Here is a 23587-nt window from a genome sequence, read left to right as displayed (position 1 = left end):
GGGATCAGCCCGGCAGGCCGAAGCTGATCCGCCGGGCGATGTCGGCGATCACCGCCGAGACGCGGGTGGTGACCACGCCGGGCGCGTCACCCTCGGCATAGAACCGCACGAAGAGCGCCTCGCGCTGCTCGGGGGTCGGCACCAGCTGCAGCCGCGCGCCGTCGGTGGTGGGCGCGATCACGTAGACCTCGAGATCGCCCACGTCGGGCAGGTGCAGCACGCCGCGCGTCTGCGGCGGGTAGGGGCGCCCGCGCAGCCTTGCGGTGTCGAGCGTCAGCGAGGTGATCCAGAGCTCGTCGGTGCGGCCCCCGGCGGTGAAGGTGACGCGCTCGGGCTTGTCGGCCATGTGCACCTCTGAGCGCGGCAGCTCCACGCAGGTGAAGCAGGTCACCGCGAGCACCACGACGTTGTAGAGCGTCCAGAACAGGATCACCCACTTGCCGTCGCCCGCGTCGTTCATCGTGAAATCGTCGCTGACGATGCCGAGCGTCAGCCCCACCGCGCTGAGGATCAGGGCCAGGGCGAAGGGCATCATGAGCCGCCACTGGATCACCACCTTCGAGCGGTCGCCGCCCTTGGCGGTCACCGAGAACTTGTGCCCCTTGGGCCGGAACAGCCCGGAATAGGCGGCGCGGGTGATCGGGATGGCGCCGATCAGCTGGCTGACATCGTGCATCACCGGGATCATCAGGCCGCGCGAGAGCAGGTTCATGATCATCGTGACCCAGAGGAAGTAGGGGCCGAAGTAGAACAGCACGTCGGCCAGCTGCGCATCGACGACGGTGATGCCGAAGAACCAGTAGAGCAGCGGAAAGACGATGGCGGCGATGCGGAAGGGAAAGCTGGTTCCCCAGAAGAACACCGAGTCGATCACGCTCCATCGATCGCGCAGGCGCAGCTTCGACTTCGAGAACGGGCCAAGCGAGGACCGGGCGATCTGCATCAGCCCGAGGCACCAGCGGGCGCGCTGGGTGATGTATTCCTTGAGCCCCTCGGGGGCGAGCCCCTCGGTGAGCGGCTCGTTGAGGTAGACGGTCTTGTAGCCGAGGTTCTGCAGCGCGATGGTGAGCATGAAGTCCTCGGTCACGCTCTCGGTGGGAAAACCGCCCAGTTCGCGCACCGCGTCCCAGCGGCAGATCGAGGAGGTGCCGCAGCAGATCGCGATGCCCCAGGCGTCGCGCGACGCCTGCATGTGGTCGAAGAAGAAGCGCTGCTCGTCGGGGTAGGAGGCGCTCAGCCCGAGATTGTGCTGGATCGGGTCGGCGTTGAAGAAGTGCTGCGGGGTCTGCACCAGCCCGACGCTCGGGTCGTGGAACAGCGCGAGGCTGCGCGACAGGAATCCCCGGTGCGGCACGAAATCGGCGTCGAGCACGGCAAAGAACTGCGGCGGCTCGGGATCCTCGGCCATCCGGTCCAGAGCGTGGTTGATGTTGCCGGCCTTCGAGCCCTTGTTGTCGGGGCGGCGCATGTAGCGCACGTTCTGCTCGGCGCAGTAGTCGCGCAGCCAGTCGCGGCGGCTGTCGTCGAGGACGACGATCTCCTTGTTCGGGTGCCGCAGCGACTTGGCGCCGATGATGGTGCGTTCCAGCACCTCGCGGTCCTCGTTGTAGGTGGCGATCATCACCGCCACCTTGGGATCGTCCTCGCCCCACCAGCGCGCGTGCGCCTCGACCTCGTCGCGGCGGTCGCGGAACCGCGCGAGGATCACGAAGGCGCTGAGCGAGCCGATCAGGGTCAGCAGCTCCAGCCCGTAGAGCAGGTAGCTCAGCGCCGCTTCGAGCGTGAAACCGAGGGGGGCGAGGGTTTCGGCGCCGCGCCACCATGCGTAGCGTGCGGCGAGAACGAAGGCGATGGCAAAGAGAATGGCCCGGTCGCGGGTCCTGTTCGGATCGACGATGACGGGCAGCACCAGCCCGATCCCGGCCACGAGCAGCAGGTAGGTGCCGCTCGAGCCGAGCTCGCCGATGTGCGGGAAGGGGGCCATGTCAGTCGAACCAGCCGCGGAAGAGATCCAGCGGGCGGCCGTCGAAGAAGGCGCGCCCGGTCCGGCCGATGGCGCAGCCGAGCTCGGTGTCGTCGTTCAGCTCGGGCACCAGCAGCGTCACGTCGTAGCGCTCGAGGTGCTTCTCGCTCGGGGCGACGGCGAGGTTGGCGTAGATCGTGCGCGCGCCGCTGCCGGCGAGGCGACCGACGGTGGCCGGGTAGAGCTTCGACTGGCCGGTGAAGCGGAAGCTGGCGTCCTGCCCGATGCGCAGCGAGTTGTAGACCCGCTCGGTGACCGACAGGGTGACGATGCTGTGGCCGCAGTCGACGAGGCGCAGCAGCGGATCGCCGCGCTGCACGCTGACCGCGTCGGCCTGCAGGGTCTCCCAGTAGAGCATGTCGGGCGCCGGGGCGCGCAGCTCGGTGCGGCTGCGCAGGCCGAGCTGCTGGCGGGCGCGGGTGACGCGGCGGTCGAGCGCGCCGCGGCGCAGCCCGGCCTCGGTGCGCTGCAGGCCAAGCTGCGCGATCTCGTCGTCGAGCTGGAAGCCGCGCTGCTCGGAATAGGGGGCGTCGTTGTAGCCGTCGCCGAGGAAGACCCCGTCCTTCAGCGCGTCGCGCGCGACCTGCAGCGTCTCGACCCGCTCGCGCGCCTGCGACAGGGCGATGGCGCGGCTGGCCGAGACGTCGGGGCCCGCGACCTCGGTGGCACCGGGCTTGCCGAGCAGCTCCACCCGCACGCGCGCCTCGGCGAGCTGGGCCTCGATCTCGGCGGTGCGGGCGTTGCGGAAGGCCTCGGTGCGCGCGGCGAGGACGTCGCGCTCGTGGCCGCGCGCGGCGATCTCGGACTGGATCCGGGCGACCTCGGCGTCGACGAGGTCAAGGTCGCGCTGGAGGTCGTTGAGGTGGACCGGGTCGACAAGCGGGTCGGTGACCGTCGCGAGCAGCTCGTTCGCCGCCACCCGCCCGCCGAGCGCGTGGCCCTGCAGCTCGACGGTCCCGGCGATGGGCGCGCGCAGCGTCACCACGGGCGCATTCACGACTGCGTTGGCACTGGCGGCGGTCATCTGCTCGCCGATGATCACCCAGAGCGCGACGAGAATTGCGGCGATACCGATGATGAGACGGGTGTACTTCATGTTCTGCTCGCGATTTTCTGCCTGTTTTGCCGTGCATTACACCGCAGCCCTTAGCCACGTGCAAGCCGGCGCTGGCCCCCTCCCTTGGGCGGGAGGGGCGTTCGCTGCGTCTATCATGAAGGAATGTGGCCAGAGCAGGGCTTTCAGCACTGCGTCTGTTCACGTTTCGCTATGCTGGCAAGAAGCTGCAGGGTGGCGGGGTAGTAGCTCTGCGCCGAGTCCCGCGGCGTGTGCGGCGCGAGCGGCGCGCAGTCGGCAAGCGCCGCGATGGCGCGGTAGCCGGCATAGTCGGACTCGTCGAGCAGGGCGCCGGAGGCGTCGAAGTTGACCCCGATCATCCCCTGCGTGGGGGCGCTCTTCAGCGCGTCGCGCATCTTGGTCACGGCGGGGTTGCCGCCGCGGCCGGACCAGACGAGGTAGAGCGGCACGCGCAGCGCGTCGTAGCCAGAGCGGAGCTCGTGCTCCTGCGGCGGGGCGAAGCCCTCGGGCGTGACGTCGATCCAGTCCGGCAGGATCGGCTGGCGTGCCAGCTCGGCCAGCACCGTCTCGCCATGGTCGGCGGCGCGGATCAGCCCCGGCTCCTCGGCGGCGAAGCCGAGCTCGCGCAGGGCGCGGGACATGAGGTAGGAGGGGTTGAAGAGCACCCGCTCCGGCGTGGCGCGGGATTCCGCCCCGGGCTTGAGCAGCAGCTCGCCCGGCGCGCGCGGGTCGGGCGCGAGGCAGAGCGCGGCGATGTCCCGGGCGATGGCGACGGCCTTCTCGTGGTACTGGTACCAGCCGCTGTCGCGCGCCGCCCGCAGCAGCGCCCAGGCGCGGAAGAGATCGCCGTCGGTGGCGTTGTGCCAGTCTTCTATGTTGTCGCGCCGCCGCGGCACCCATTGCCAGGCCATGAGGTTGTCGTCGCGGATCGCGAGGTTGTGCGCGGTCCAGTCCTCGAGCTGCCGGAAGGTGCGCTCGTCGCCATGGGCCTGCGCCAGCAGGAGGCCGTAGCCCTGTCCCTCGGAATGGCTGGTCGCGTTCTGCAAATCGTCGACGACGCGCCCGTCGGGTTGCACGAAGCGGGCGCGCCAGAGGCGCCAGCACTGGATGGACTCCTCGGACTCGGCGGCGGCCTTCCCGCCGGCCATGGCCATCGCCGCAGCCCCCGCAAGCATGTGACGTCTGTTGAGCACTCGTATATCGTCTTTCGGCATTATTCGGCTTTCGGGACGCGTTTTCCCGATCTTTAATTGCCCGTTCCGGTAATTCAAAAGATAACGCGAACGGAAAGTTATATTTTCTACTATTGCGTGAGGCTAATTCGCAACGGGTCGCCGGAGCGCCCGGATTGCCAATTCATTTGTGTAAAAATGATATCAGACTGCCCGTTTCCTGTGCTGCTTGGTGCAAAGTGAGGAATGTTTGAGCAGTTCTTCCGAATTTTCGGTCCGATCAAACCCAGCCCCCGGTGCCTACCTGCACAAGAACGAACCCCAAGGTCAAGTTGGTATCAGGACCGGCGGACTGAAAATGCCGGGCCAATCAACAGGGACATCTCGGAGGTTCTTATGCTTCGTCTGAAAGCTGGCATTGCGGCCCTTGCCGTCGCCGCCACCATGGCCAGCGCCGCCTGGGCGCAGGGCACGCTGCGCGTCGGCATGACCGCGGCCGACATTCCGCTCACCACCGGTCAGACCGACCAGGGCGGCGAGGGCATGCGCTTCATGGGCTACACGGTCTATGACTCGCTGATCGAATGGGATCTGACCAGCGCCGACAAGCCGTCGGTGCTGATCCCCGGCCTCGCGACCGAATGGTCGGTGGATGCCGAGGACAAGACCAAGTGGACCTTCAAGCTGCGCGAGGGCGTGACCTTCCACGACGGCGCGCCATTCACTGCCGCCGACGTGGTGTGGAACCTCGACAAGATCCTCGTCGAGGGCTCCGAGCAGTACGACCCGCGCCAGGCGGCGCAGGGCAAGTCGCGCATCCCCGCCGTCGCCTCCTACAAGGCGATCGACGACTACACGCTCGAGATCGTCACCAAGGAGCCGGACGCCACGCTGCCCTACCAGATGACCTGGATCCTGATGTCGTCCAAGGCGAACTGGGAAGCCATGGACAAGGACTGGGAAAAGGTCGCCGGCCATCCCTCGGGCACCGGCCCGTGGAAGCTGGAAACCTTCGTGCCGCGCGAGCGCGCCGAGATGGTACCCTTCGACGCCTACTGGGACGAGACCCGCATTCCCAAGCTCGACAAGATGGTGCTGATCCCGCTGCCCGAGCCGAACGCCCGCTCGGCCGCGCTGCTCTCGGGCCAGGTCGACTGGATCGAGGCCCCGGCGCCCGACACCATCCCGGCGATGCAGGGCAACGGCTTCGTCATCTCGTCGAACGCCTACCCGCACAACTGGACCTGGCACCTGTCGCGTCTCGAGGGTTCGCCCTGGAACGACATCCGCGTGCGCAAGGCCGCCAACCTCGCCATCGACCGCGAGGGCATGATGCCGCTGCTGGGTGGCCTGATGGTTCCCGCCAAGGGCTTCCTGCCGCCGAGCTCGCAGTGGTTCGGCAACCCGACCTTCGAGGTGAAGTATGACCTCGACGCCGCGAAGGCGCTGATGGAAGAGGCCGGTTACGGCCCCGACAAGCACCTTGCCGTCAAGGCGCTGATCTCGCCCTCGGGTTCGGGCCAGATGCTGCCGCTGCCGATGAACGAATATGTCCAGCAGAGCCTCGCCGAGATCTGGATCGACGTCGAGTTCATGGTCGTCGAGTGGAACCAGATGATCAACCTGTGGCGTGCCGGCGCGGCCGATCCCTCGGTGGACGGCGCCCAGTCGATCAACTTCACCTACTTCATCCAGGACCCGTTCACCGGCCTCATCCGTCACCTCGACGAGAACCTGATCGCGCCGAACGGCACCAACTGGGGCCACTACAGCGATCCCGAGATGCAGGAGCTGTTCAAGCAGATCAAGACCACCTTCGACCCGGTCGCCCAGGACGAGGTGCTGCGCAAGACGCATGAGAAATACGTCAACGACGCGCTCTTCCTGATGGTCACCCACGACGTCGCGCCGCGCGCCATGTCGCCGAAGGTGAAGGGCTTCGTGCAGGCCCAGAACTGGTACCAGAACTTCTCGTCGATCACGATCGACGAGTAATTCCCGACGACGCCCGCAAGGGCGAGACCCCGCCGCGCGTGCCGCGGCGGGGACCCTACAAGCCAGGGACCACCTACCCGTGCTCAGCTATTTCTTCCGCCGCCTTCTCCTCGTGCTGCCCGTGGCCTTCGGGGTTTCGGTGATCTGCTTCATGCTGGTCCAGATCGCCCCGGGCGATCCGCTCACCGCCATCATGCCCGTCGATGCCACCGCCGAGGAACAGGCCGCCATGCGCGCCGCCTACGGGCTCGACAAGCCGCTGCCCGTCCAATACGCGATCTGGATCGGCAACCTCGCGCAGGGCGACATGGGCAAGTCCATCGCCACCGGCCGGCCGGTCGCGCAGGAGGTCTTCGGCGCGGTGCAGAACTCGCTGCTGCTGGCCGTCTCGGCCGCCGTCATCGCCTTCCCGATCGGCATCTTCCTCGGCTTCCTCGCCGGCTATTTCCGCGACACGCTGCTGGATCGCGCGGTCACCGCGCTCTCGATCACCGGCGTGTCGGTGCCGAACTACTGGCTCGGCATCGTGCTGGTCATCATCTTTTCCGTGAACCTCGGCTGGCTGCCCTCGATGGGGGCGGGGCCGGGCGGCTCGCAGAGCTGGGAATGGGACTGGCTGCACATGCGCCACCTGATCCTGCCCGCGGTGACGCTCGCCGTCGTGCCGATCGGCATCGTCGCGCGCACCGTGCGCGCGCTGGCCGGGGACATCCTGACGATGGACTTCGTGCAGGCGCTCTATGCCAAGGGCATGAGCCGCGGCGACGTGCTGCGCCACGTCGCGCGCAACGCCGCCTCGACCGCGCTTTCGGTGATGGGCCTGCAACTGGGCTACCTGCTCGGCGGCTCGATCCTCATCGAGACCGTGTTCAACTGGCCGGGCTCGGGCTTCCTGCTCTCGAACGCCATCTTCCAGCGCGACCTGCCGCTCCTGCAGGGCACGATCCTCGTCCTCGCCCTGTTCTTCGTGGCGATGAACCTCATCGTCGACGTGGCGCAGGCCGCGATCGATCCGCGCATCAAGAGGACCTGACCCATGGCTCTTGCGGAAACCGAACCCATGACCGACTCGAAGGCCGCCAAGCCGCAGGGCTACTGGGCCGGGGTGGGCGCGCGCGTGGTGCGCGACCCCGTGTCGATGATCTGCCTTGCCGTGGTGCTGCTGCTGATCCTCTCGGCGATCTTCGCGCCCTATATCGGCCTGCCCGACCCCTACAAGGGCTCGATGATCGCCCGCCTGAAACCGCTCGGCACCGAGGGGCACCTGCTGGGCACCGACGAGCAGGGCCGCGACATGCTGGCGCGCCTGATCTACGGCGGGCGGCTCACGCTCTTCATCGGCCTCATGCCGGTGGTCTTCGCCTTCTTCATCGGCTCGGCGCTCGGCATCGTGGCGGGCTATGTCGGCGGCATGACCAACACCATCATCATGCGCGTGGTCGACGTCTTCTTCGCCTTCCCCTCGGTGCTGCTGGCGATCGCCATCTCGGGCGCGCTGGGGGCGGGGATCGTCAACAGCCTCGTGTCGCTGACCATCGTCTTCATCCCGCCGATCACCCGCGTTGCCGAGGCCGTCACCTCGGGCGTGCGGGCGCTCGACTACATCGACGCCGCCCGCGCGACGGGGGCGAACGCGCTGACGGTGATCCGCGTGCACGTGATCGGCAACGTGCTCTCGCCGATCTTCGTCTATGCCACCTCGCTCACCTCGGTCTGCATGATCCTCGCCGCGGGCCTGTCGTTCCTCGGCATCGGCGTGCGCCCGCCCGAGCCCGAATGGGGCCTCATGCTGAACACGCTGCGCTCGGCCATCTACATCAACCCGTGGCTCTCGGCGCTGCCGGGGGTGATGATCTTTATCACCTCGCTCTGCCTCAACCTGCTGAGCGACGGACTGAGGAGCGCGATGAATGTCCGCGACTGACCTTTCCCCCGCACTCAAACCGAAGACCGCCGCCCCCGAGAGCCGCGACAAGGGCGGCCCGGCGCAGCCGCTGGTCATCGTGAAGGACCTGCAGAAGCACTTCCCCGTCCGCGGCGGCATCCTCGGCCGCACGCAGGCGATGGTGCAGGCGGTCGACGGCGTGTCCTTCGAGGTGAAGAAGGGCGAGACGCTGGGCATCGTCGGCGAGTCCGGCTGCGGCAAGTCCACCACCGCGCGGCTGCTCATCGGCCTCATCGAGAAGGACAAGGGCGAGATCATCTTCGACGGGCAGGGGCTGGGCGAGACACTGTCGCTGAAGGACCTGCGCAAGGACGTGCAGATGGTCTTCCAGGACAGCTACGCCTCGCTCAACCCGCGCCTGACCATCGAGGACTCGGTGGCCTTCGGCGCCAAGGTGCAGGGGCTCGACGATCCGAACGGCCGGGCGCGCAGCCTGATGGCGCGCGTCGGGCTCGATCCCGACCGCTTTGCCCACCGCTACCCGCACGAGCTTTCGGGCGGCCAGCGCCAGCGGGTGAACATCGCCCGCGCGCTTGCCATGTCGCCGCGGCTGGTGGTGCTGGACGAGGCGGTCTCGGCGCTCGACAAGTCGGTCGAGGCGCAGGTGCTGAACCTGCTGTCGGACCTGCGCAAGGAGTTCGGGCTCACCTACATCTTCATCAGCCACGACCTGAACGTGGTGCGCTATATCTCGGACCGCATCCTTGTCATGTATCTCGGCGAGGTGGTCGAGGTCGCGCCGGTGGACAGCATCTGGCACGAACAGGCGCATCCCTACACGCGCTCGCTCTTCTCGGCGATGCCCTCGATGGACCCCGACAACCGCACGCAGGAACCGCCGCTTGCGGGCGATCCGCCGAACCCGATCGACCCGCCCAAGGGCTGCCGCTTCCACACCCGCTGCCGCTTTGCCAGCGAGGTCTGCAAGAGCGTCGCGCCAAAGCTCATGGGCCTGCCGGGCAATGCCGAGCACCTCGCCGCCTGCCACCTGCACGACACGAGCTCGGGCCATCCCAGGGCCGGGCAGGGGGTGCCGCAATGATCCTCTCGGGAAACTGCGCCACCCGGAAGCGCGAGGTCTTCTGGACCGCGCCCAAGACCGCCCCCACGTCCCAGACCAAGCCGGAGGAGGGCAAATGACCAAGCTGCTCGACATCCAGAACCTCACCCTGCGCTTCAAGGGCAAGCGCACGGTGCACGCGATCAACGACGTCTCGCTCAGCATGGAGCAGGGCGAGACGCTGGCGCTGCTCGGCGAGTCCGGCTCGGGCAAGTCGGTGACGCTGAAGGCGCTCCTCGGCCTCCTGCCGCCGAAGCGCACCGAGATCGAGGGCAAGATCGAGGTCAACGGCATCGACGTCCTCAGCCTCTCGGGCCGGAAGCTGCAGAAATACCGCGGCGGCGAGGTCTCGATGGTGTTCCAGGAGCCGGCGCTGGCGCTCGACCCGGTCTATACCGTCGGCCACCAGATCGCCGAGTCCGTCATGCGCCACAAGGGCGTCAGCAAGGCCGAGGCGATGTCGACCGCGCTCGACATGCTCGACCGGGTGCGCATTCCTTCCGCCAACCGGCGGCTGCACAATTACCCGCACGAGCTGTCGGGGGGGATGCGCCAGCGGGTGATGATCGCGCTTGCTCTGGCCTGCCGTCCGCGGCTGCTGCTGGCCGACGAGCCCACGACGGCGCTCGACGCCACGGTGCAGATCCAGATCCTGCTGCTGTTGCGCGAGCTGCAGAAGGAGTTCGGCATGGGGGTGATCTTCGTCACCCATGACATCGGCGTGGCGGTGGAAATCTCGGAACGCGTCGCGGTCATGTACGCCGGGCAGATCGTCGAGGAGGGGACGACGTCCGAGATCATCAAATCGGCGAAGCACCCCTACACGCAGGGCCTGCTGGCCGCGAACCTGCACGATGTCGAACGCGGCGCGCGGCTCAACGCCATTCCCGGCGCGCCGCCCTCGCTCGAGACCAAGCCGGACAGCTGCTCCTTCGCGCCGCGCTGCGCCCATGCCACCGCCGAGTGCCGCGCCGCGCTGCCGCCGGTCTTCACCCCCGCGCCGCGCCGCCGCGTCGCCTGCGTGAAGGCCGAGCCCGCGATCGCGGCGGAATGAGGGGGCGGACATGCTGATCAAGGACGACCCCTACCGCTGCTTCATGCCCTACGAGCCGGTGCCGGTGGAGAGCGCCCCGGAAGGGCCGCTCGCGGGCCTCACGCTAGCGGTGAAGGACATCTTCGACGTGGCGGGCTACCGCACCGGCTCGGGCTGCCCGCTGCGGCTGGCGGCGAGCCCGGTGCGCGCCGCGACCGCGCCGGCGGCGCAGAAACTGCTGGACGCGGGCGCACGCTTCGTCGGCAAGACCCACACCGACGAGCTCGCCTGGTCGATGTACGGGATGAACGTGCATTTCGGCACGCCGGTGAACCCCGCTGCGCCGGACCGCATCCCGGGCGGCTCCTCCTCGGGTTCCGCCGTGGCGGTGGCCGGCGGGCTCGCCGACATCGCCATCGGCTCGGACACCGGCGGCTCGATCCGCGCCCCGGCCAGCTTCTGCGGCATCTGGGGGATCCGGCCGACGCACGGGCGCATCTCGCTCGACCTCGCGCAACCGCTGGCGGCGAGCTACGACACCTGCGGGCTCTTCGCCCGCGACGGTGAGACGCTGCTGCGCGCCATGACGGTGCTGCTGGACGGCGAGACCGCGCCGCTGACCGAGGTGCCCGAGTTCCTGCGCCCGGTCGATATGCTGGCTCAGCTCGGCCCCGAGGCGCTGGCGGTCTGGGAGGCGCGGTTCGGCGATCTTCCCGCCCGCGACGTGCGCGTCTACCCCGAGGGGGTGGACGCCGCCTACACCGCCTTCCTGCGCACCATCGGCGCGGATGCCCGCGACTGGGTGCTGCCCTACATCCGCCAGAGCGGCATGCCGGTGGCGCGCGGCATCGACCAGCGCGCCGACGCCGCCGAGGCGCTGACCGGGGCCGAGATCGCGGGCGGGCAGGCCGCCCGCCGCGCCTTCACCGCCCATGTCGAGGCGCTGCTGGGCCCCTCGGGGGTGATCCTCGCCCCGGCGGTGCATGACGCGCCCTTCCGGCTCGACCCGCCGCTCGAGGTCTTCGACGGCTTCCGCCACGACTGCTCGCGGCTCCTGTGCGTGGCGGGCCTGTCAGGACTGCCGCAGGTGGTCTTCCCGGCGGGCAGCCTCGACGGCGCGCCCTACGGGATGTCGCTGATCGGGCCGCGCGGCTCGGACCTGTCGCTGATCGCTCTGGCGTACCGGATCGCGGCGGGATACGCAGTCCCGGCCTGAAGCCGGGACGCACGGAGGATCAATGGACGGGATCGAGACGAAGCTTGCCGCTATGGGTCTGGCGCTGCCGCCCTCGGCCCCCTCGCGCGCGCTGTTCCTGCCGGGCAAGATCAGCGGCAACCTGCTGTTCCTGTCGGGGCAGATCTGCGAGTGGGAGGGCGTGCCCAAGTATTTCGGCCCGGTGCCGCAGGGGTTCGACGTGAAGCTGGGGCAGGAGGCGGCGCGTATGTGCGCGCTCAACCTTCTCTACTCGATCAAGGCCGTCGCCGGCTCGCTCGACCGGGTGACCAGCGTGGTGCGGCTCGGCGGGTTCGTCGCCGCGCCGCATGGCTACGCCGACGGGCCGCTGATCGTGAACGGCGCCTCGCAACTCTTCATCGACCTCTGGGGCGAGGCCGGGCGTCATGCCCGCACCGCCGTCAACGTGACCTCGCTGCCGGCGAATGCGCTGGTCGAGATCGAGGCGACGGTCGAGCTTGGCTGAGCCCGGCGCGCCCCTGCGCGTGCTGCTGGTCAACCCCAACAGCAACGCCGCGACCACCCGCGCGATGTGCGCCATCGCGGGCCGCGTGCTGCCCGATGTGACCGGCTGGACCGCGCCGGCGGGGCCGCCGCTCATCACCTCGCCCGAGGCGCTGGCCGAGGCCGCGGGCCATGTTGCAGCTGCAGCAATTCCCGAGGGCATCGCGGGGGTGATCGTGTCCGCTTTCGGCGATCCGGGGCGCGCGGCGCTGGCCGCCCGGTTGCGGGTTCCCGTAATTGGAATCGGGGAGGCGGCGGCGCGCGCGGCGGCCCGGGGAGGCCGCAGCTTCGCCGTGGTGACCCATACGCCTGCCTTGGAAACGAGCATCGACGCCCTGATGCACAATGCCGCACCCGGCGCGCGCTACCTTGGCACCTACCTTGCCGAGGGCGATCCGGTGGCGCTGTCGAAAGACCCGGAAAAACTCGACGCCGCATTGCTTTACGCCGTGAAGCTCGCGCATCGCGACGGGGCCGAGGCGGTGATCATCGGGGGCGGACCCCTTGGCGAGGCGGCGGACCGACTCGCCGATCACGTTCCTTGCATTCTTGTTTCGCCCATTTTACATGCGGCGCTTGCGATGCGAGCGAAACTCCGCTTGCCAAGCGACTGAAACTGCGGCAATCCGCCAGTGGATTGCCTTCGAAAGCGCAGCATGAGCGGAGATTCGGCAGAGTCTTGCCGCCGCGCAGCAAAAGCCCGCTTTTGAAGGGAACCCCTTAGACTACGGGGTGTTGTCTTTCCCGTACTCGTTATCACATTCCCGCCCAGTACCACCCCTTGGAGCAGACATTTGCGGAAGTTTCCGATCCCTAGTCCTGTTGTGTCCGGACGTGCGTTCGTGGCGCGTCAAAACCGACGCCAGTTCCTGGCCCGACTTGCCGGCTCCGCCGCCGTCCCCGCGCTCCTGAGCGCGACGTCCCTTGCCGCGCAGGAGGCGACCGAGGAGGTCGTGGCGGCGACCGAGGAAGCCCCTCAGGCCGAGACGACCCCCTTCTCCTTCGACATCCTCTCGGCGCAGATGGCCGAGGCCGCGAAATCCGAACCGCAGGAGCCCGAGCAGGTCGAGGGCTTCCTCGCCGAGCTCGACTACGACGGCTACCAGCGCATCCGCTTCAACCCGGAAAAGGCCCGCTGGGCGGACCTTCCGGACGACACCTTCCGCCTGCACGCCTTCCACCTCGGCTGGCTCTTCAAGCAGCCCGTGCGCCTGCACGAGGTGGTCAACGGCGAAGCGCGGCAGATGCATTTCTCGACCGCCGATTTCGACTATTCCGACGTCGAGACGCCGATCCCCGAGAACACCGAGATGCCCGGCGTCGCCGGCTTCCGCCTGCACAACCCGATCAACCGGGCCGACACGTTCGACGAGCTCGTCGCCTTCCTCGGCGCGAGCTATTTCCGCGCGCTCGGCCGTGGCAACACCTACGGGCTCAGCGCCCGCGGGCTCGCGGTGAACACCGGCCTTTCGGGTGCCGAGGAATTCCCGCGCTTCAACGAGTTCTGGCTCGAGCGTCCTGGTCCGGGCGCCGAGCACATGACCGTCTACGCGGCGCTCGGCAGCGACTCGGTGACCGGGGCCTACCGCTTCGTGATCCGTCCCGGGCAGGACACCCAGATCGAGGTGACCGCGCGGCTCTTCCTGCGCAACGACATCCAGCAGCTCGGCATCGCGCCGCTGACCTCGATGTTCCTCTTTGGCGGCCCCGACATGGGCGGCTTCGACGATTTCCGCCCGGCGGTGCACGACAGCGAGGCGCTGGTGCTGACCACCCAGGGCGGCGAGACCTTCTTCCGCCCGCTCAACAACCCGCCCCGGCTTGCCAGCTCCTACTTCGGCGCGCTGAGCCCGGTGCGCTTCGGCCTCGTCCAGCGCACCCGCGAGTTCGAGCATTACCTCGACGCCCAGGCCCATTACGAGAAGCGCCCGACGCTGCTGGTGGAGCCGATCGGCGACTGGGGCGAGGGCTCGGTGCGGCTGGTCGAGATCCCTTCGGATCTCGAGGCCAACGACAACATCGTCGCATTCTGGATCCCGAAGGCCGAGACCAAGGCCGGGGATGCGCTGGAATTCTCCTATCGCCTGCACTGGGGCACGTCCCCGCTGGGTGACGGGGCTGTCGACCGGGCCCGCGTGGTGCGCACGCGGGTTGGCAAGGGCGGCGTATCGGGGGTCGAGCAGGACACCGATCGGCGGAAATTCGTCATCGATTTCGAAGGCGGAACTCTCGGGGAACTTCCCGCGGGCGCCGAAGTTGAACCACAAGCGAGTGCCGCCAACGGCGAGATCGTCGAGGCGGTTGTGAGCCGGATCTCGGGGACCGAGACATGGCGTCTTGTTCTGGAAGTGACGGCGCCCAACGGCTCCGTCGCGGAACTGAAGGCGGGGCTCAAGGGGTATGGTCGTATGCTTACCGAAACCTGGACTTATCAATGGGTGAAGGAATGAATGCTGAACCGATGAAAGAACAGGACGTGGCCGAGGCTCGCGCCGTCGAGATGCCGCACTGGGCCCCGCCCGATGCGCCGATGGACATGCCGCACCAGGAGGTCGAGGCGCGCCGCGCCGACCGCGTCTCCCTGCAGGACATGATCCTGCGCATCCTGATGCCCGGCCAGCGCGCCTGAGGACCCGGACATGCCTGTTCTGCCTTCGCCCGACCGCAAAACGGTCGCCACCCGCCTATTCGCCGCCGTCTTCGCGCTGACCGCTGCCGGCACAGCCACGGGGCTGTTGCTGGAAGTGGCCCTGCAGGACGGGGTCGAGGTGTGGGACTTCGTGCGTGCGGGGCTCATCCTCGTGACCACTGCCTGGCTTGCCTGGGGTGCCGCGCTCGCGCTCTGCGGGCTGGTGCCGCTGCGCCGCCGGGCGGCGGCCGAGCTGCAGATGCCGCAGCCGCGCACGGTCGTGCTGGTGCCCATCTGCAACGAGGATCCGGTGGCCACCTTCGCGCGCATCGCCGCGATGGACCGCTCGATCATCGCCGCCGGGGTGAGTGCGGACGTGGCGATCCTGTCGGACACGCGCGACGAGAGCAATGCCGCGGAAGAGCGGCGGACCTTCGTGCGCCTGCTTGAGGAGACGGGCGGGCAGGGGCGCATCTTTTATCGCCGCCGCGAGGACAACCGCGGCCGCAAGGCCGGCAACATCGAGGATTTCTTCCGCCGCTCCGGCGGGGCCTACGAGCTTGCCGTGATCCTCGACGCCGACAGCCTCATGGAGGGCGAGGCGATCCGCCGGATGGTCGCGCGCATGCAGGCCGATCCGCAGATCGGCCTTCTGCAGACCCTGCCGCGCATCGTCGGCGGGCGCAGCTTCTTCGGCCGCGCCATGCAGTTCGCCGCGGCCTTCCACGGTCCGGTCTTCACCCGCGGGCTCGCCCGGATGCAGGGGGCGACCGGCCCGTTCTGGGGGCACAATGCCATAGTGAGGGTCAATGCCTTCGCCGAGAGCTGCGGCCTGCCCGAGCTGCAGGGCAAGCCGCCTTTCGGTGGTCACATCCTCAGCCATGACTACGTCGAGGCCGCCCTGCTGGCGCGCGCCGGCTGGAAGGTCGAGGTCGATGCCAGCATCGACGGCTCCTTCGAGGAAGGGCCCGAGAACCTGCTCTCCTTCGCCAAGCGCGACCGCCGCTGGTGCCAGGGCAACCTGCAGCACATCCGGCTGCTCTTCGCGCCGGGCCTCGCGCCGTGGAGCCGCTTCGTCTTCGTGCTCGGCATCTTCTCCTACCTCGTGTCGCTGCTCTGGTTCGGCTTCCTCGTGGCCTCGGTGATCGCCGCCGTGACCGCGCCGCCGCCGGACTATTTCCCCGAGCCGCACCTGCTGTTCCCGGTCTTCCCGAGCGACCGCACGAAGGAGATGATCGCGCTGATGATCGGCATCTTCGGCCTGCTCATCATGCCCAAGTTCGCCATCCTCATCGAAAGCGCGCTGACCCGCCGGGTCCGCGGCTTCGGCGGGGCGATGCGCGCCTTCTGGTCGGTGATGACCGAGGTGGTGCTGACCTCGCTCGTCGCGCCGCTCATGCTGATGTACCAGACCAAGGCCGTGCTGCAGGTGCTGTCCGGCCGCGACGGTGGCTGGCCGGCGAGCCAGCGCGGCGAGGGGCAGCTGACCCTCGTGCAGGGCATCCGCGCCGGGCTCTGGATCACCGTGACCGGCGCCGTGGCGCTGACCGTGACCGCCTGGCTCTCGCCCGATCTCGTGCCGTGGCTGCTGCCGGTCTGCCTGCCGATGCTGTTTGCGCCTGTGCTGATCTCGTGGAGCTCGCGCCCGCTGACCCACAAGCTCTTCATCACTCCCGACGAACTGGACCCCGCACCGGTGGTGCGTGCCTACCGTGACATTCACGCCCGCTGGAGCGGTGCCCCCGTGGCGCCGCAACCGCAGCCGGGCTCCGGACAGGAGGCACGACATGCCGCAGCCTGAACACAAACTCGTTTCCTTCCCGGGCGCCAAGTCGGCCCAGGCGCGCCGTCCGCGCGACCTGCGCATCGACGCGCTGCGCGGGCTGGCGCTGGTGATGATCTTCGTCGACCACGTGCCGGGGAATCCCTACGAGTACCTGACGATCCGGAACTTCGCGCATTCCGATGCGGCCGAGGCGTTCTTCATCATGTCGGGCCTCGCCGCGGCGCTGGCCTATTCGGGCAAGCTCTCGGCCGAGGCGCGGGCAGAGCACGGGCTGCTGAACGGCGTGCTGCCGATGTGGAAGCGCGCCTGGACGCTCTACCGCGCGCATATCCTGATGACGGTCTGGGCGATCGGCATCTTCGCGGCGGCGGCGGGCATCTACAACGTGCCCGAGCTGCTCGAGCAGATCAACCTGCGGCAGGTGTTCAACAACACCGGCGAGGCGGTCTTCGGGATCGCGGCGCTGACCCACCAGCTGGGCTACGTGAACATCCTGCCGGCCTATTCGGTGCTGCTGTTCTTCGCGCCCGCCATGCTGCTGCTGGGTTTGTGGAAACCCAAGGCGCTGCTCTGGACCGCGCTTGGGGTGTGGATGGTGGCCGGGCTCTGGCGGCTCAACCTGCCGAACTTCCCCAACCCGGGCGGTTGGTTCTTCAACCCGATCGCCTGGGAGCTGCTCTTCGCCATCGGCATGCTCACCGGCCTGGCCATGCGCCGCGGCGAGCGTTTCGTGCCGGTCTCGCGCCCGCTCTTCTGGGCGAGCGTCGGCTACTGCGTGATGGTGGTGGCGTGGAAGTTCATCCCCGAGTTCGGCGCGGTGATCAACCACCAGATGGCGCGGCTCTACCAGGCCGGCATCCCGTTCCACCTGACCACCCATGACAAGACCTTCGTGGCGCTGCCGCGGCTGCTCAACATCCTGGCGCTGGCCTACATCGTGTCCTGCCTGCCGTCGGTGACGCGGGCCTGCGCCAGCAAGGGCGCGGCGCCGCTGCGGCTGCTGGGCCAGCAGGGCCTGCTGGTCTTCTGCACCGGCACGATCGTCGCGCTGGCCTTCCAGGGGCTGATGGCGGGCAATCCGGAGGCGGTCTGGATGGGCTGGTGCCTGCCGCCGCTCGGGGTCGCGATCATGCTGGTCGTGGCCTGGATCGCCCAGGCCCGAAAGCCCGCGGCGCGCGAGGCTAAGCAGGCGGCAGCCGGCGGCATCGTCGCCAAGACGGCGCAGCGCCGGGTGGGCTGACATCCACCGGACGGAACAGGGAAAGGGGCGTGCCGCGGCGCGCCCCTTTTTCATTCTGAGTGCCGGACAGGACGGGGTCTTCGCCGTTCACGAAAAGGTCAGAGATTGTCTTTGAATTGCCGCGACGGAAGAACATCATTGGCGCGTATCAGGTGTTCCGCGCGGGCGGTGTTTGCCCGGGCGATCGACCGAAGGAGAAGAAGATGGCGTCTAGCCGCACCCCCCGGACCGTCCGCGTCCTTGCCGCAGCGCTCGCGCTCACCCTCTCACAGGCCCCGCAGCTGCTGGCACAGGACGCGCCGCAGGGCGCGGCCGCCGCGCGCGAGGTGGGGGTGATCACGCTTGCGCCGACCGATGTGCCCTATTCGGTGACCCTGCCGGGCCGTTCCACCGCCTTCGAGGAGGTGGCAATCCGGCCGCGCGTCTCGGGGGTGATCTCGGAGATCCTCTACGAGCCGGGCAGCGATGTTAAGAAGGGCACTGTGCTCTTCCGCATCGACGGCGACACCTATCAGGCCGACGTCGATGCCGCCGAGGCCGACGTCGCCGGGGCCGAGGCCGCGCTGCGCAGCGCCGAGACGACGCTCGCGCGCTACCAGAAGCTGGTCGGCACCGGCGTCACGGCCGCCGACGTCGATACCGCCGAGGTGGCGGTGATGCAGGCCAAGGCGACGCTGAGCGCGGCGCAGGCGGCGCGCGAGCTGGCCAATCTCGACCTCGAGCGCACCGAGATCACCAGCCCGATCGACGGCATCGCCGTGCTGCCCGAGGTCTCGGTCGGCGATCTCGTCACCGCCAACCAGGAGGGCGAGCTGACCACGGTGACGCGGATCGACCCGATCTACGTCGACGTGCAGGAATCCATCACCCGCGTGCAGCAGACCCGCGAGCGGCTCGCCAAGGGCTCGCTCACCCGGGGCGAGCGGATCGAGGCCGAGCTCGAGCTCGAGAACGGCGCGATGTTCGAGGGGCAGGGCACGTTCGTCTCGCCCCCGGTCAGCGTCTCGACCACCACCGGCACCTCGGTGATCCGGCTGCGCTTCGACAACCCGCGCCGCGGCATCCTGCCGGGGCAGTTCCTGCGGGTGAAGCTGACCTTCGGCACGACGAGCTCGATCCTCGTGCCGCAGGGCGCCACCTCGCGCGCCTCGGACGGCACGCTGACCGCCTTCGTCCTCGTGGACGGCAAGGCCGAGAAGCGCACGCTCTCCTCGCAGGGCAGCTACGACAACGCATGGATCGTCACCGAGGGTGTCGAGGCGGGCGAGCGGCTCATCGTCGACGGTCTGCGCAACCTGCAGAACGGTGCGGCGGTTAGCCCGGTGGACGTGGTGATCTCGGACACCGGGGTGGTCACCCGGACCGACGGCACGAGTGACAGTTTCGGCGGGGCTCCGGCACCGGGCGCGGCGGCGGGCAACGAGGGCTGACGGCATGGGCAATTTCTTCATCGCGCGCCCGGTCTTCGCCTGGGTGCTGGCGATCCTCACCATGCTGGCGGGCGCGCTGGCGGTGGTCACGCTGCCGGTCAGCCAGTATCCCGACATCGCCCCCACCACGGTGCGCGTCTCGGCCACCTATACCGGCGCCACCGCCGAGGCGGTGCAGAACTCGGTGACACGCGAGATCGAGGACGCGATGACCGGGCTGGAGGGCATGCTCTACATGACCTCGAGTTCCTCCAAGGGCTCCGCCTCGATCGAGATCACCTTCGACGAGAGCGTCGATCCGGTGGATGCGCAGAACGAGGTGCAATCCAAGGTCAGCCAGGTCGAAAGCCGCCTGCCGACCTCGGTGCAGAGCCAGGGCGTGCGGGTCTCGCGCTCGTCCTCGTCGATCCTGATGGTCGGCGCGCTGGTCGACACCACCGGCACCTACAGCACGGTCGAGCTGGGCGACATCATGTCGACCACGGTGGAAGGGCCGATCGAGCGCACCGAGGGTGTGGGCGGCGTGCAGAGCTTCGGCTCGGGCTATGCCATGCGCATCTGGCTCGATCCGTTGTCGCTGGCGCGCTACCAGCTCACCGCCTCGGACGTGGTGAGCGCGGTCTCGGCGCAGAACTCCACCGTCTCGGTCGGCTCTCTGGGTGAGCAGCCCACCACCAGGGGTCAGCAGTTCACCGCGACGATCACCGCGCAGAGCCAGCTGACCACCGTGGACGAGTTCGACTCGATCCTGCTGCGCTCGTCCGAAGAGGGCGGCGTGGTGCGGCTCGGCGACGTGGCGCGGGTCGAGATCGGGCAGGAGGAGTACGGCGGGGACTCGCGGTTCAACGGGCTCAATTCCTCGGGCTTCGGGGTCAACCTAGAGACCGGGGCCAATGCCGTCGACACCGCCGCCGCCGTCCGGGCGCAGCTCGACAAGCTGAGCGCCGCGCTGCCCGAGGGGGTGGAGTTCCGCACCGCCTACGACACCTCGCCCTTCGTCGAGCTGTCGATCGAGCAGGTCTATCACACGCTCTTCGAGGCGGTGGTGCTGGTGCTCGCCGTGCTGCTGGTCTTCCTGCAGAGCTGGCGCGCCACGCTGGTGCCGCTCATCGCCGTGCCGGTCGTGCTGCTGGGCACATTCGGCGTGCTGATGGTGGCGGGCTACTCGATCAATACGCTGACCATGTTCGCCATGGTGCTTGCGATCGGTCTCCTGGTCGACGACGCCATCGTGGTGGTCGAGAACGTCGAGCGCCTGATGGACGAGGAAAAGCTCTCGGCCTACGAGGCGACGAAACGCTCGATGAGCCAGATCACCAGCGCGCTCGTCGGGATCAACGTGGTGCTGGCGGCGGTGTTCCTGCCCATGGCCTTCTTCGGCGGCTCCACCGGGGTGATCTACCGGCAGTTCTCGATCACCATGGTCGCGGCCATGGCGATCTCGCTCATCATGGCGATCATCCTCTCGCCGCCCATGTCGGCCCGGCTGCTGCGGCCCGCGCACGGCCCGGCGAAATTCCCGCCGGCGCGCTGGTTCAACACCGGGCTTGCGAGGGTCACCGAGGGCTACGGCCGCGCGGTGGACTGGTCGCTGAAGATGCCCGCGCTGGTGCTGATCGTGCTGGCGGCGGCGCTTGGCGGGGCGTGGATGGTCAACGAGCGGCTGACCTCCTCGTTCATCCCGGCCGAGGACCAGGGCGTGTTGATGACCATGATCAACCTCACCGAGGGCGCAACCACGCAGCAGACGCTGGCGACGCTCGAGCAGGTCGAGGACTACCTGCTGAACCAGGAGGGCGAGGCGGTCGAGAGCACCTTCGCCTCGCTCGGCTTCGGCTTCGGCGGCTCGGGGCAGAACCAGGCCATGGTCTTCGTCAAGCTGCGCGACTTCGCGGTGCGCGAGGGCCATCCCGAGCTGTCCGCCAGCGCCGTCGCGGCGCGGGCCACCGCCGCCTTTGCGTCGAGCCGGGCCGGGCAGATCATGGTGATGCAGCCCCCCGCCATCCGCGGCCTCGGCAACACCGGCGGCTTCTCGTTCTACCTCGTCGACCAGGCGGGCAACGGCATCGAGGCGCTGCAGGACGCGGCGGACAATCTCGAGGCGCTGGCCGCTGCCCGTCCCGAGATCGCCAACGTCCGCGTCTCGGGCACCGAGGACGAGAGCGCGCTGCGCATCTCCATCGACCGCGAGAAGGCCGAGAGCTTCGGGCTCACCCTGTCGGAGATCAACTCCATGCTCTCGGTGATCTTCTCGGGCAGCGAGGTGAACGACTTCATCCTCGGCTCCGAGCTGCGCCCGGTGATCGTGCAGGCCGACGCGCAGCATCGCATGCAGCCCGAGGACATCATGGACTGGTACGCCAAGAACTCGGACGGCGAGATGGTGCCCTTCTCGGCCTTCATGAAGACCGAGTGGGAGCCGGTGGCGCCGAAGCTGCAGCGCTACTCGGCGACGCAGGCGATCGAGGTCTCGGGCTCGCCGAGCGCAGACGTCAGCTCGGGCGTGGCGATGGAGGTCATGCAGGAACTGGTCGAGGGCATGGACGGGGGCTACGGCCTTGCCTGGACGGGGCTCTCGTACCAGGAGCAGCAGTCGGGCGCGCAGGCGCCGCTGCTCTATGCCATCTCCGGCCTCGTGGTCTTCCTCGCGCTGGCGGCGCTCTACGAAAGCTGGGCGATCCCCTTCTCGGTGATGCTGTCGGTGCCCGTCGGCCTCTTCGGCGCGCTTCTGGCGGCCTACTGGTTCGGCCAGTCGAACGACGTCTACTTCAAGGTGGGGATCCTGACGACCATCGGCCTTGCGGCGCGCAACGCGATCCTGATCGTCGAGTTCGCCGAGGACCTGAGGCGGCAGGGCCGAACCATCGCGCAGGCCGCCAGGGAAGCGGCGCAGCTGCGCCTGCGGCCGATCCTGATGACCGCGCTGACCTTCATCCTCGGCGTGGTGCCGCTGGCCACCGCCAGCGGAGCGGGGGCAGCGGCGCAGAACGCCATCGGCACCGGGGTGATCGGCGGGATGCTGGCCTCGACGGTGATCGGCATCTTCCTCGTGCCGGGCTTCTACGTGCTGGTCATGCGGCTGGTGCACAAGGTGAAGGGCGGCAAGGCGGCTGCCTGACGTTTCCCTGCCGGGCCCGTTCCGCTAGCCTGAACCCCGGGGCGTTCCGCGTCCCGGGGTTTTTCGTGGGAGGGCAGGCGATGCGCATCATGTCTCTGAACGGCTGGGGCGGCACGCTGCACGCGCCGCTGCTGACCTATCTCGCTGCGGAGGCGCCCGAGGTGCTCTGCCTGCAGGAGGTGATCCACAGCCCCGAGACCGACAAGGCGGACCTGATCTACCGCGACGGCGACCACGTGCTGCCGCAGCGCGCCAACCTCTTCGCCGAGGTGGCGGCGGCCCTGCCGGAGCATGTGGCGATCTTCTGCCCGGCGGCGCAGGGGATGCTCTGGGATGGCGAGACGCCGGTGCCCTCGCGCTGGGGGCTGGCGACCTTCGTGCACCACGCGCTGCCGGTCATCGGGCAGGCGCAGGGCTTCGTGCACAAGGGCTATGCGCCGGACGGCTTCGGCGAACATCCGCGCTCGCGCAATGGCCACGCGGTGCGGGTCTTCGACCATGCGCAGGGGCGGGCGGTCAGCATCGCGCAGATGCACGGGCTGCGCGACCTGCGCGGCAAGCTCGACACGCCCGAGCGCGCGGTGCAGGCGCGGCGCTTCCTCACCCTGCTCGAACAGGTGGCCGAACCGGGCGACCTGCGCGTCGCCTGCGGGGATTTCAACGTCGAGCCGGGCAGCGCCACGCTGCAGCTGCTGGAGGAGGCGGGGATGACCGAGCTCGTCACCGCGCGCGGTTTCGACGGCACGCGCAGCGCGCAGTATGCCAAGCCCGGCAAGTTCGCGGATTACATGCTGGTGAGCGCGCTGGACGCGGTGCGCGGCTTCGACGTGGTGCGCGTACCGGAAGTGTCGGACCACTGCCCGCTGGTGATGGAGCTCTAGCGCTCAGGCGATCTTGCCGAGCAGCCGGATCAGCGTTTCCTGCTCGCGCCTGCTCAGCGGGTCCAGCGTGTCGGCGCTGACCTCGATCGCCGCATCCGTCGCCGTGTCGACCATCGCCACCCCCTCGGCGGTGAGCGAGACGAGGTGCCGCCGCCGGTCGCAGGGATCGCGCTCGGTGCGCAGCAGGCCCCGCGCGGTCAGCCGGTCGACCACGCCTTTGGTCGTCGCCGCGTCCATGGCCACCGACCGGCCCAGCAGGTTCTGCGACATCGGCCCCACCTCGGCGAGGCGGTGCATCACCGCGAACTGCGTCGGGGTCAGCCGCGCCTCGACGCGCTCGGCGAAGAGGGTGCAGCTGCGCTGGTAGGCCTTGCGGAGCAGGAAGCCGACCTGCTCGTCGAGCAGGTAGCCATGGTCTTCGCTGGTGCGGGCTTTCGGTATCTCGGCCAAGGTCTGCACTCC

At 68.7% G+C, this 23587-nt stretch carries 19 protein-coding genes; 15 read left to right on the top strand and 4 right to left on the bottom strand.

What is annotated here, in order from left to right; translation table 11 throughout:
• Positions 1–4 precede the first annotated feature (4 nt).
• The 3 genes from PVT71_RS01440 to PVT71_RS01430 all read right to left on the bottom strand — a co-directional run bounded on the left by PVT71_RS01440 (position 5) and on the right by PVT71_RS01430 (position 4291).
• Positions 5–1984 (bottom strand): glycosyltransferase, encoded by a 1980-nt coding sequence (locus tag PVT71_RS01440; protein ID WP_353472718.1) that lies wholly within the window; start codon positions 1982–1984, stop codon positions 5–7.
• Between the two features lies 1 nt (position 1985).
• Positions 1986–3119, bottom strand: a complete 1134-nt coding sequence (locus PVT71_RS01435; RefSeq protein ID WP_353472717.1) for an HlyD family efflux transporter periplasmic adaptor subunit — start codon at positions 3117–3119, stop codon at positions 1986–1988.
• A gap of 143 nt (positions 3120–3262) precedes the next feature.
• Positions 3263–4291, bottom strand: coding sequence for a glycosyl hydrolase family 8 (locus PVT71_RS01430; RefSeq protein WP_353472716.1), 1029 nt, complete (start codon positions 4289–4291; stop codon positions 3263–3265).
• Between the two features lie 375 nt (positions 4292–4666).
• On the opposite strand from PVT71_RS01430, the gene PVT71_RS01425 reads away from it, so the two are divergent.
• From PVT71_RS01425 to PVT71_RS01355, 15 genes are all read left to right on the top strand, one after another.
• A complete protein-coding gene (locus PVT71_RS01425) occupies positions 4667–6265 on the top strand; it encodes an ABC transporter substrate-binding protein (RefSeq protein WP_353472715.1) in 1599 nt (532 codons plus the stop codon).
• Between the two features lie 79 nt (positions 6266–6344).
• Positions 6345–7298 carry an ABC transporter permease gene (locus PVT71_RS01420; RefSeq protein WP_353472714.1) on the top strand — a complete coding sequence of 318 codons (954 nt, stop codon included), beginning with the start codon at positions 6345–6347 and terminating at the stop codon, positions 7296–7298.
• A gap of 27 nt (positions 7299–7325) precedes the next feature.
• Positions 7326–8189, top strand: coding sequence for an ABC transporter permease (locus PVT71_RS01415; protein WP_353472713.1), 864 nt, complete (start codon positions 7326–7328; stop codon positions 8187–8189).
• Entirely contained in the window at positions 8176–9252 is a 1077-nt protein-coding gene (locus PVT71_RS01410; protein WP_353472712.1) for an ABC transporter ATP-binding protein, read from the top strand. The genes PVT71_RS01415 and PVT71_RS01410 overlap by 14 nt, the downstream gene beginning before the upstream one ends.
• 94 nt (positions 9253–9346) lie before the next feature.
• A complete protein-coding gene (locus PVT71_RS01405) occupies positions 9347–10324 on the top strand; it encodes an ABC transporter ATP-binding protein (RefSeq protein WP_353472711.1) in 978 nt (325 codons plus the stop codon).
• Between the two features lie 10 nt (positions 10325–10334).
• Positions 10335–11519, top strand: a complete 1185-nt coding sequence (locus tag PVT71_RS01400; protein WP_353472710.1) for an amidase — start codon at positions 10335–10337, stop codon at positions 11517–11519.
• Positions 11520–11541: 22 nt separating this feature from the next.
• Positions 11542–12003, top strand: a complete 462-nt coding sequence (locus PVT71_RS01395) for a RidA family protein (protein ID WP_353472709.1) — start codon at positions 11542–11544, stop codon at positions 12001–12003.
• Between the two features lie 19 nt (positions 12004–12022).
• A complete protein-coding gene (locus PVT71_RS01390) occupies positions 12023–12655 on the top strand; it encodes an aspartate/glutamate racemase family protein (protein ID WP_353472708.1) in 633 nt (210 codons plus the stop codon).
• 228 nt (positions 12656–12883) lie between these two features.
• Positions 12884–14491, top strand: a complete 1608-nt coding sequence (locus tag PVT71_RS01385) for a glucan biosynthesis protein G (RefSeq protein ID WP_353472707.1) — start codon at positions 12884–12886, stop codon at positions 14489–14491.
• Positions 14492–14502: 11 nt separating this feature from the next.
• Entirely contained in the window at positions 14503–14670 is a 168-nt protein-coding gene (locus tag PVT71_RS01380; protein ID WP_353472706.1) for a hypothetical protein, read from the top strand.
• Positions 14671–14680: 10 nt separating this feature from the next.
• Positions 14681–16471 carry a glucans biosynthesis glucosyltransferase MdoH gene (mdoH, locus tag PVT71_RS01375; RefSeq protein WP_353472705.1) on the top strand — a complete coding sequence of 597 codons (1791 nt, stop codon included), beginning with the start codon at positions 14681–14683 and terminating at the stop codon, positions 16469–16471.
• Positions 16458–17696 (top strand): OpgC domain-containing protein, encoded by a 1239-nt coding sequence (locus PVT71_RS01370; protein ID WP_353472704.1) that lies wholly within the window; start codon positions 16458–16460, stop codon positions 17694–17696. Before mdoH ends, PVT71_RS01370 begins: the two co-directional genes overlap by 14 nt.
• A 203-nt stretch (positions 17697–17899) precedes the next feature.
• The gene (locus tag PVT71_RS01365) at positions 17900–19126 is read left to right on the top strand and encodes an efflux RND transporter periplasmic adaptor subunit (RefSeq protein WP_353472703.1); all 1227 of its coding nucleotides are present in this window, start codon (positions 17900–17902) and stop codon (positions 19124–19126) included.
• A 4-nt stretch (positions 19127–19130) separates the two neighbouring features.
• A complete protein-coding gene (locus tag PVT71_RS01360) occupies positions 19131–22244 on the top strand; it encodes a multidrug efflux RND transporter permease subunit (protein ID WP_353472702.1) in 3114 nt (1037 codons plus the stop codon).
• 80 nt (positions 22245–22324) lie between these two features.
• Complete coding sequence (locus PVT71_RS01355) at positions 22325–23125, top strand: endonuclease/exonuclease/phosphatase family protein (RefSeq protein WP_353472701.1); 801 nt, start codon at positions 22325–22327, stop codon at positions 23123–23125.
• Positions 23126–23128: 3 nt separating this feature from the next.
• Here PVT71_RS01355 and PVT71_RS01350 read toward each other — a convergent pair whose 3' ends face one another.
• Positions 23129–23575, bottom strand: a complete 447-nt coding sequence (locus tag PVT71_RS01350; RefSeq protein ID WP_353472700.1) for a MarR family transcriptional regulator — start codon at positions 23573–23575, stop codon at positions 23129–23131.
• Positions 23576–23587 lie beyond the last annotated feature (12 nt).

The sequence above is a fragment of the Salipiger sp. H15 genome, from assembly GCF_040409955.1.
Taxonomy (GTDB): Bacteria; Pseudomonadota; Alphaproteobacteria; order Rhodobacterales; family Rhodobacteraceae; genus Salipiger.
Note: the sequence above shows the minus strand (reverse complement) of the source record. Positions and strands in the feature narration are given on the sequence as shown.

Coding starts and splice junctions, on each gene's coding strand:
- PVT71_RS01360 (WP_353472702.1), top strand. CDS start 19,131: ATGGGCAATTTCTTCATCGCGCGCCCGGTCTTCGCCTGGGTGCTGGCG.
- PVT71_RS01435 (WP_353472717.1), bottom strand. CDS start 3,119: ATGAAGTACACCCGTCTCATCATCGGTATCGCCGCAATTCTCGTCGCG.
- PVT71_RS01440 (WP_353472718.1), bottom strand. CDS start 1,984: ATGGCCCCCTTCCCGCACATCGGCGAGCTCGGCTCGAGCGGCACCTAC.
- PVT71_RS01405 (WP_353472711.1), top strand. CDS start 9,347: ATGACCAAGCTGCTCGACATCCAGAACCTCACCCTGCGCTTCAAGGGC.
- PVT71_RS01415 (WP_353472713.1), top strand. CDS start 7,326: ATGACCGACTCGAAGGCCGCCAAGCCGCAGGGCTACTGGGCCGGGGTG.
- mdoH (WP_353472705.1), top strand. CDS start 14,681: ATGCCTGTTCTGCCTTCGCCCGACCGCAAAACGGTCGCCACCCGCCTA.
- PVT71_RS01395 (WP_353472709.1), top strand. CDS start 11,542: ATGGACGGGATCGAGACGAAGCTTGCCGCTATGGGTCTGGCGCTGCCG.
- PVT71_RS01410 (WP_353472712.1), top strand. CDS start 8,176: ATGTCCGCGACTGACCTTTCCCCCGCACTCAAACCGAAGACCGCCGCC.
- PVT71_RS01355 (WP_353472701.1), top strand. CDS start 22,325: ATGCGCATCATGTCTCTGAACGGCTGGGGCGGCACGCTGCACGCGCCG.
- PVT71_RS01380 (WP_353472706.1), top strand. CDS start 14,503: ATGAAAGAACAGGACGTGGCCGAGGCTCGCGCCGTCGAGATGCCGCAC.
- PVT71_RS01400 (WP_353472710.1), top strand. CDS start 10,335: ATGCTGATCAAGGACGACCCCTACCGCTGCTTCATGCCCTACGAGCCG.
- PVT71_RS01425 (WP_353472715.1), top strand. CDS start 4,667: ATGCTTCGTCTGAAAGCTGGCATTGCGGCCCTTGCCGTCGCCGCCACC.
- PVT71_RS01365 (WP_353472703.1), top strand. CDS start 17,900: ATGGCGTCTAGCCGCACCCCCCGGACCGTCCGCGTCCTTGCCGCAGCG.
- PVT71_RS01370 (WP_353472704.1), top strand. CDS start 16,458: ATGCCGCAGCCTGAACACAAACTCGTTTCCTTCCCGGGCGCCAAGTCG.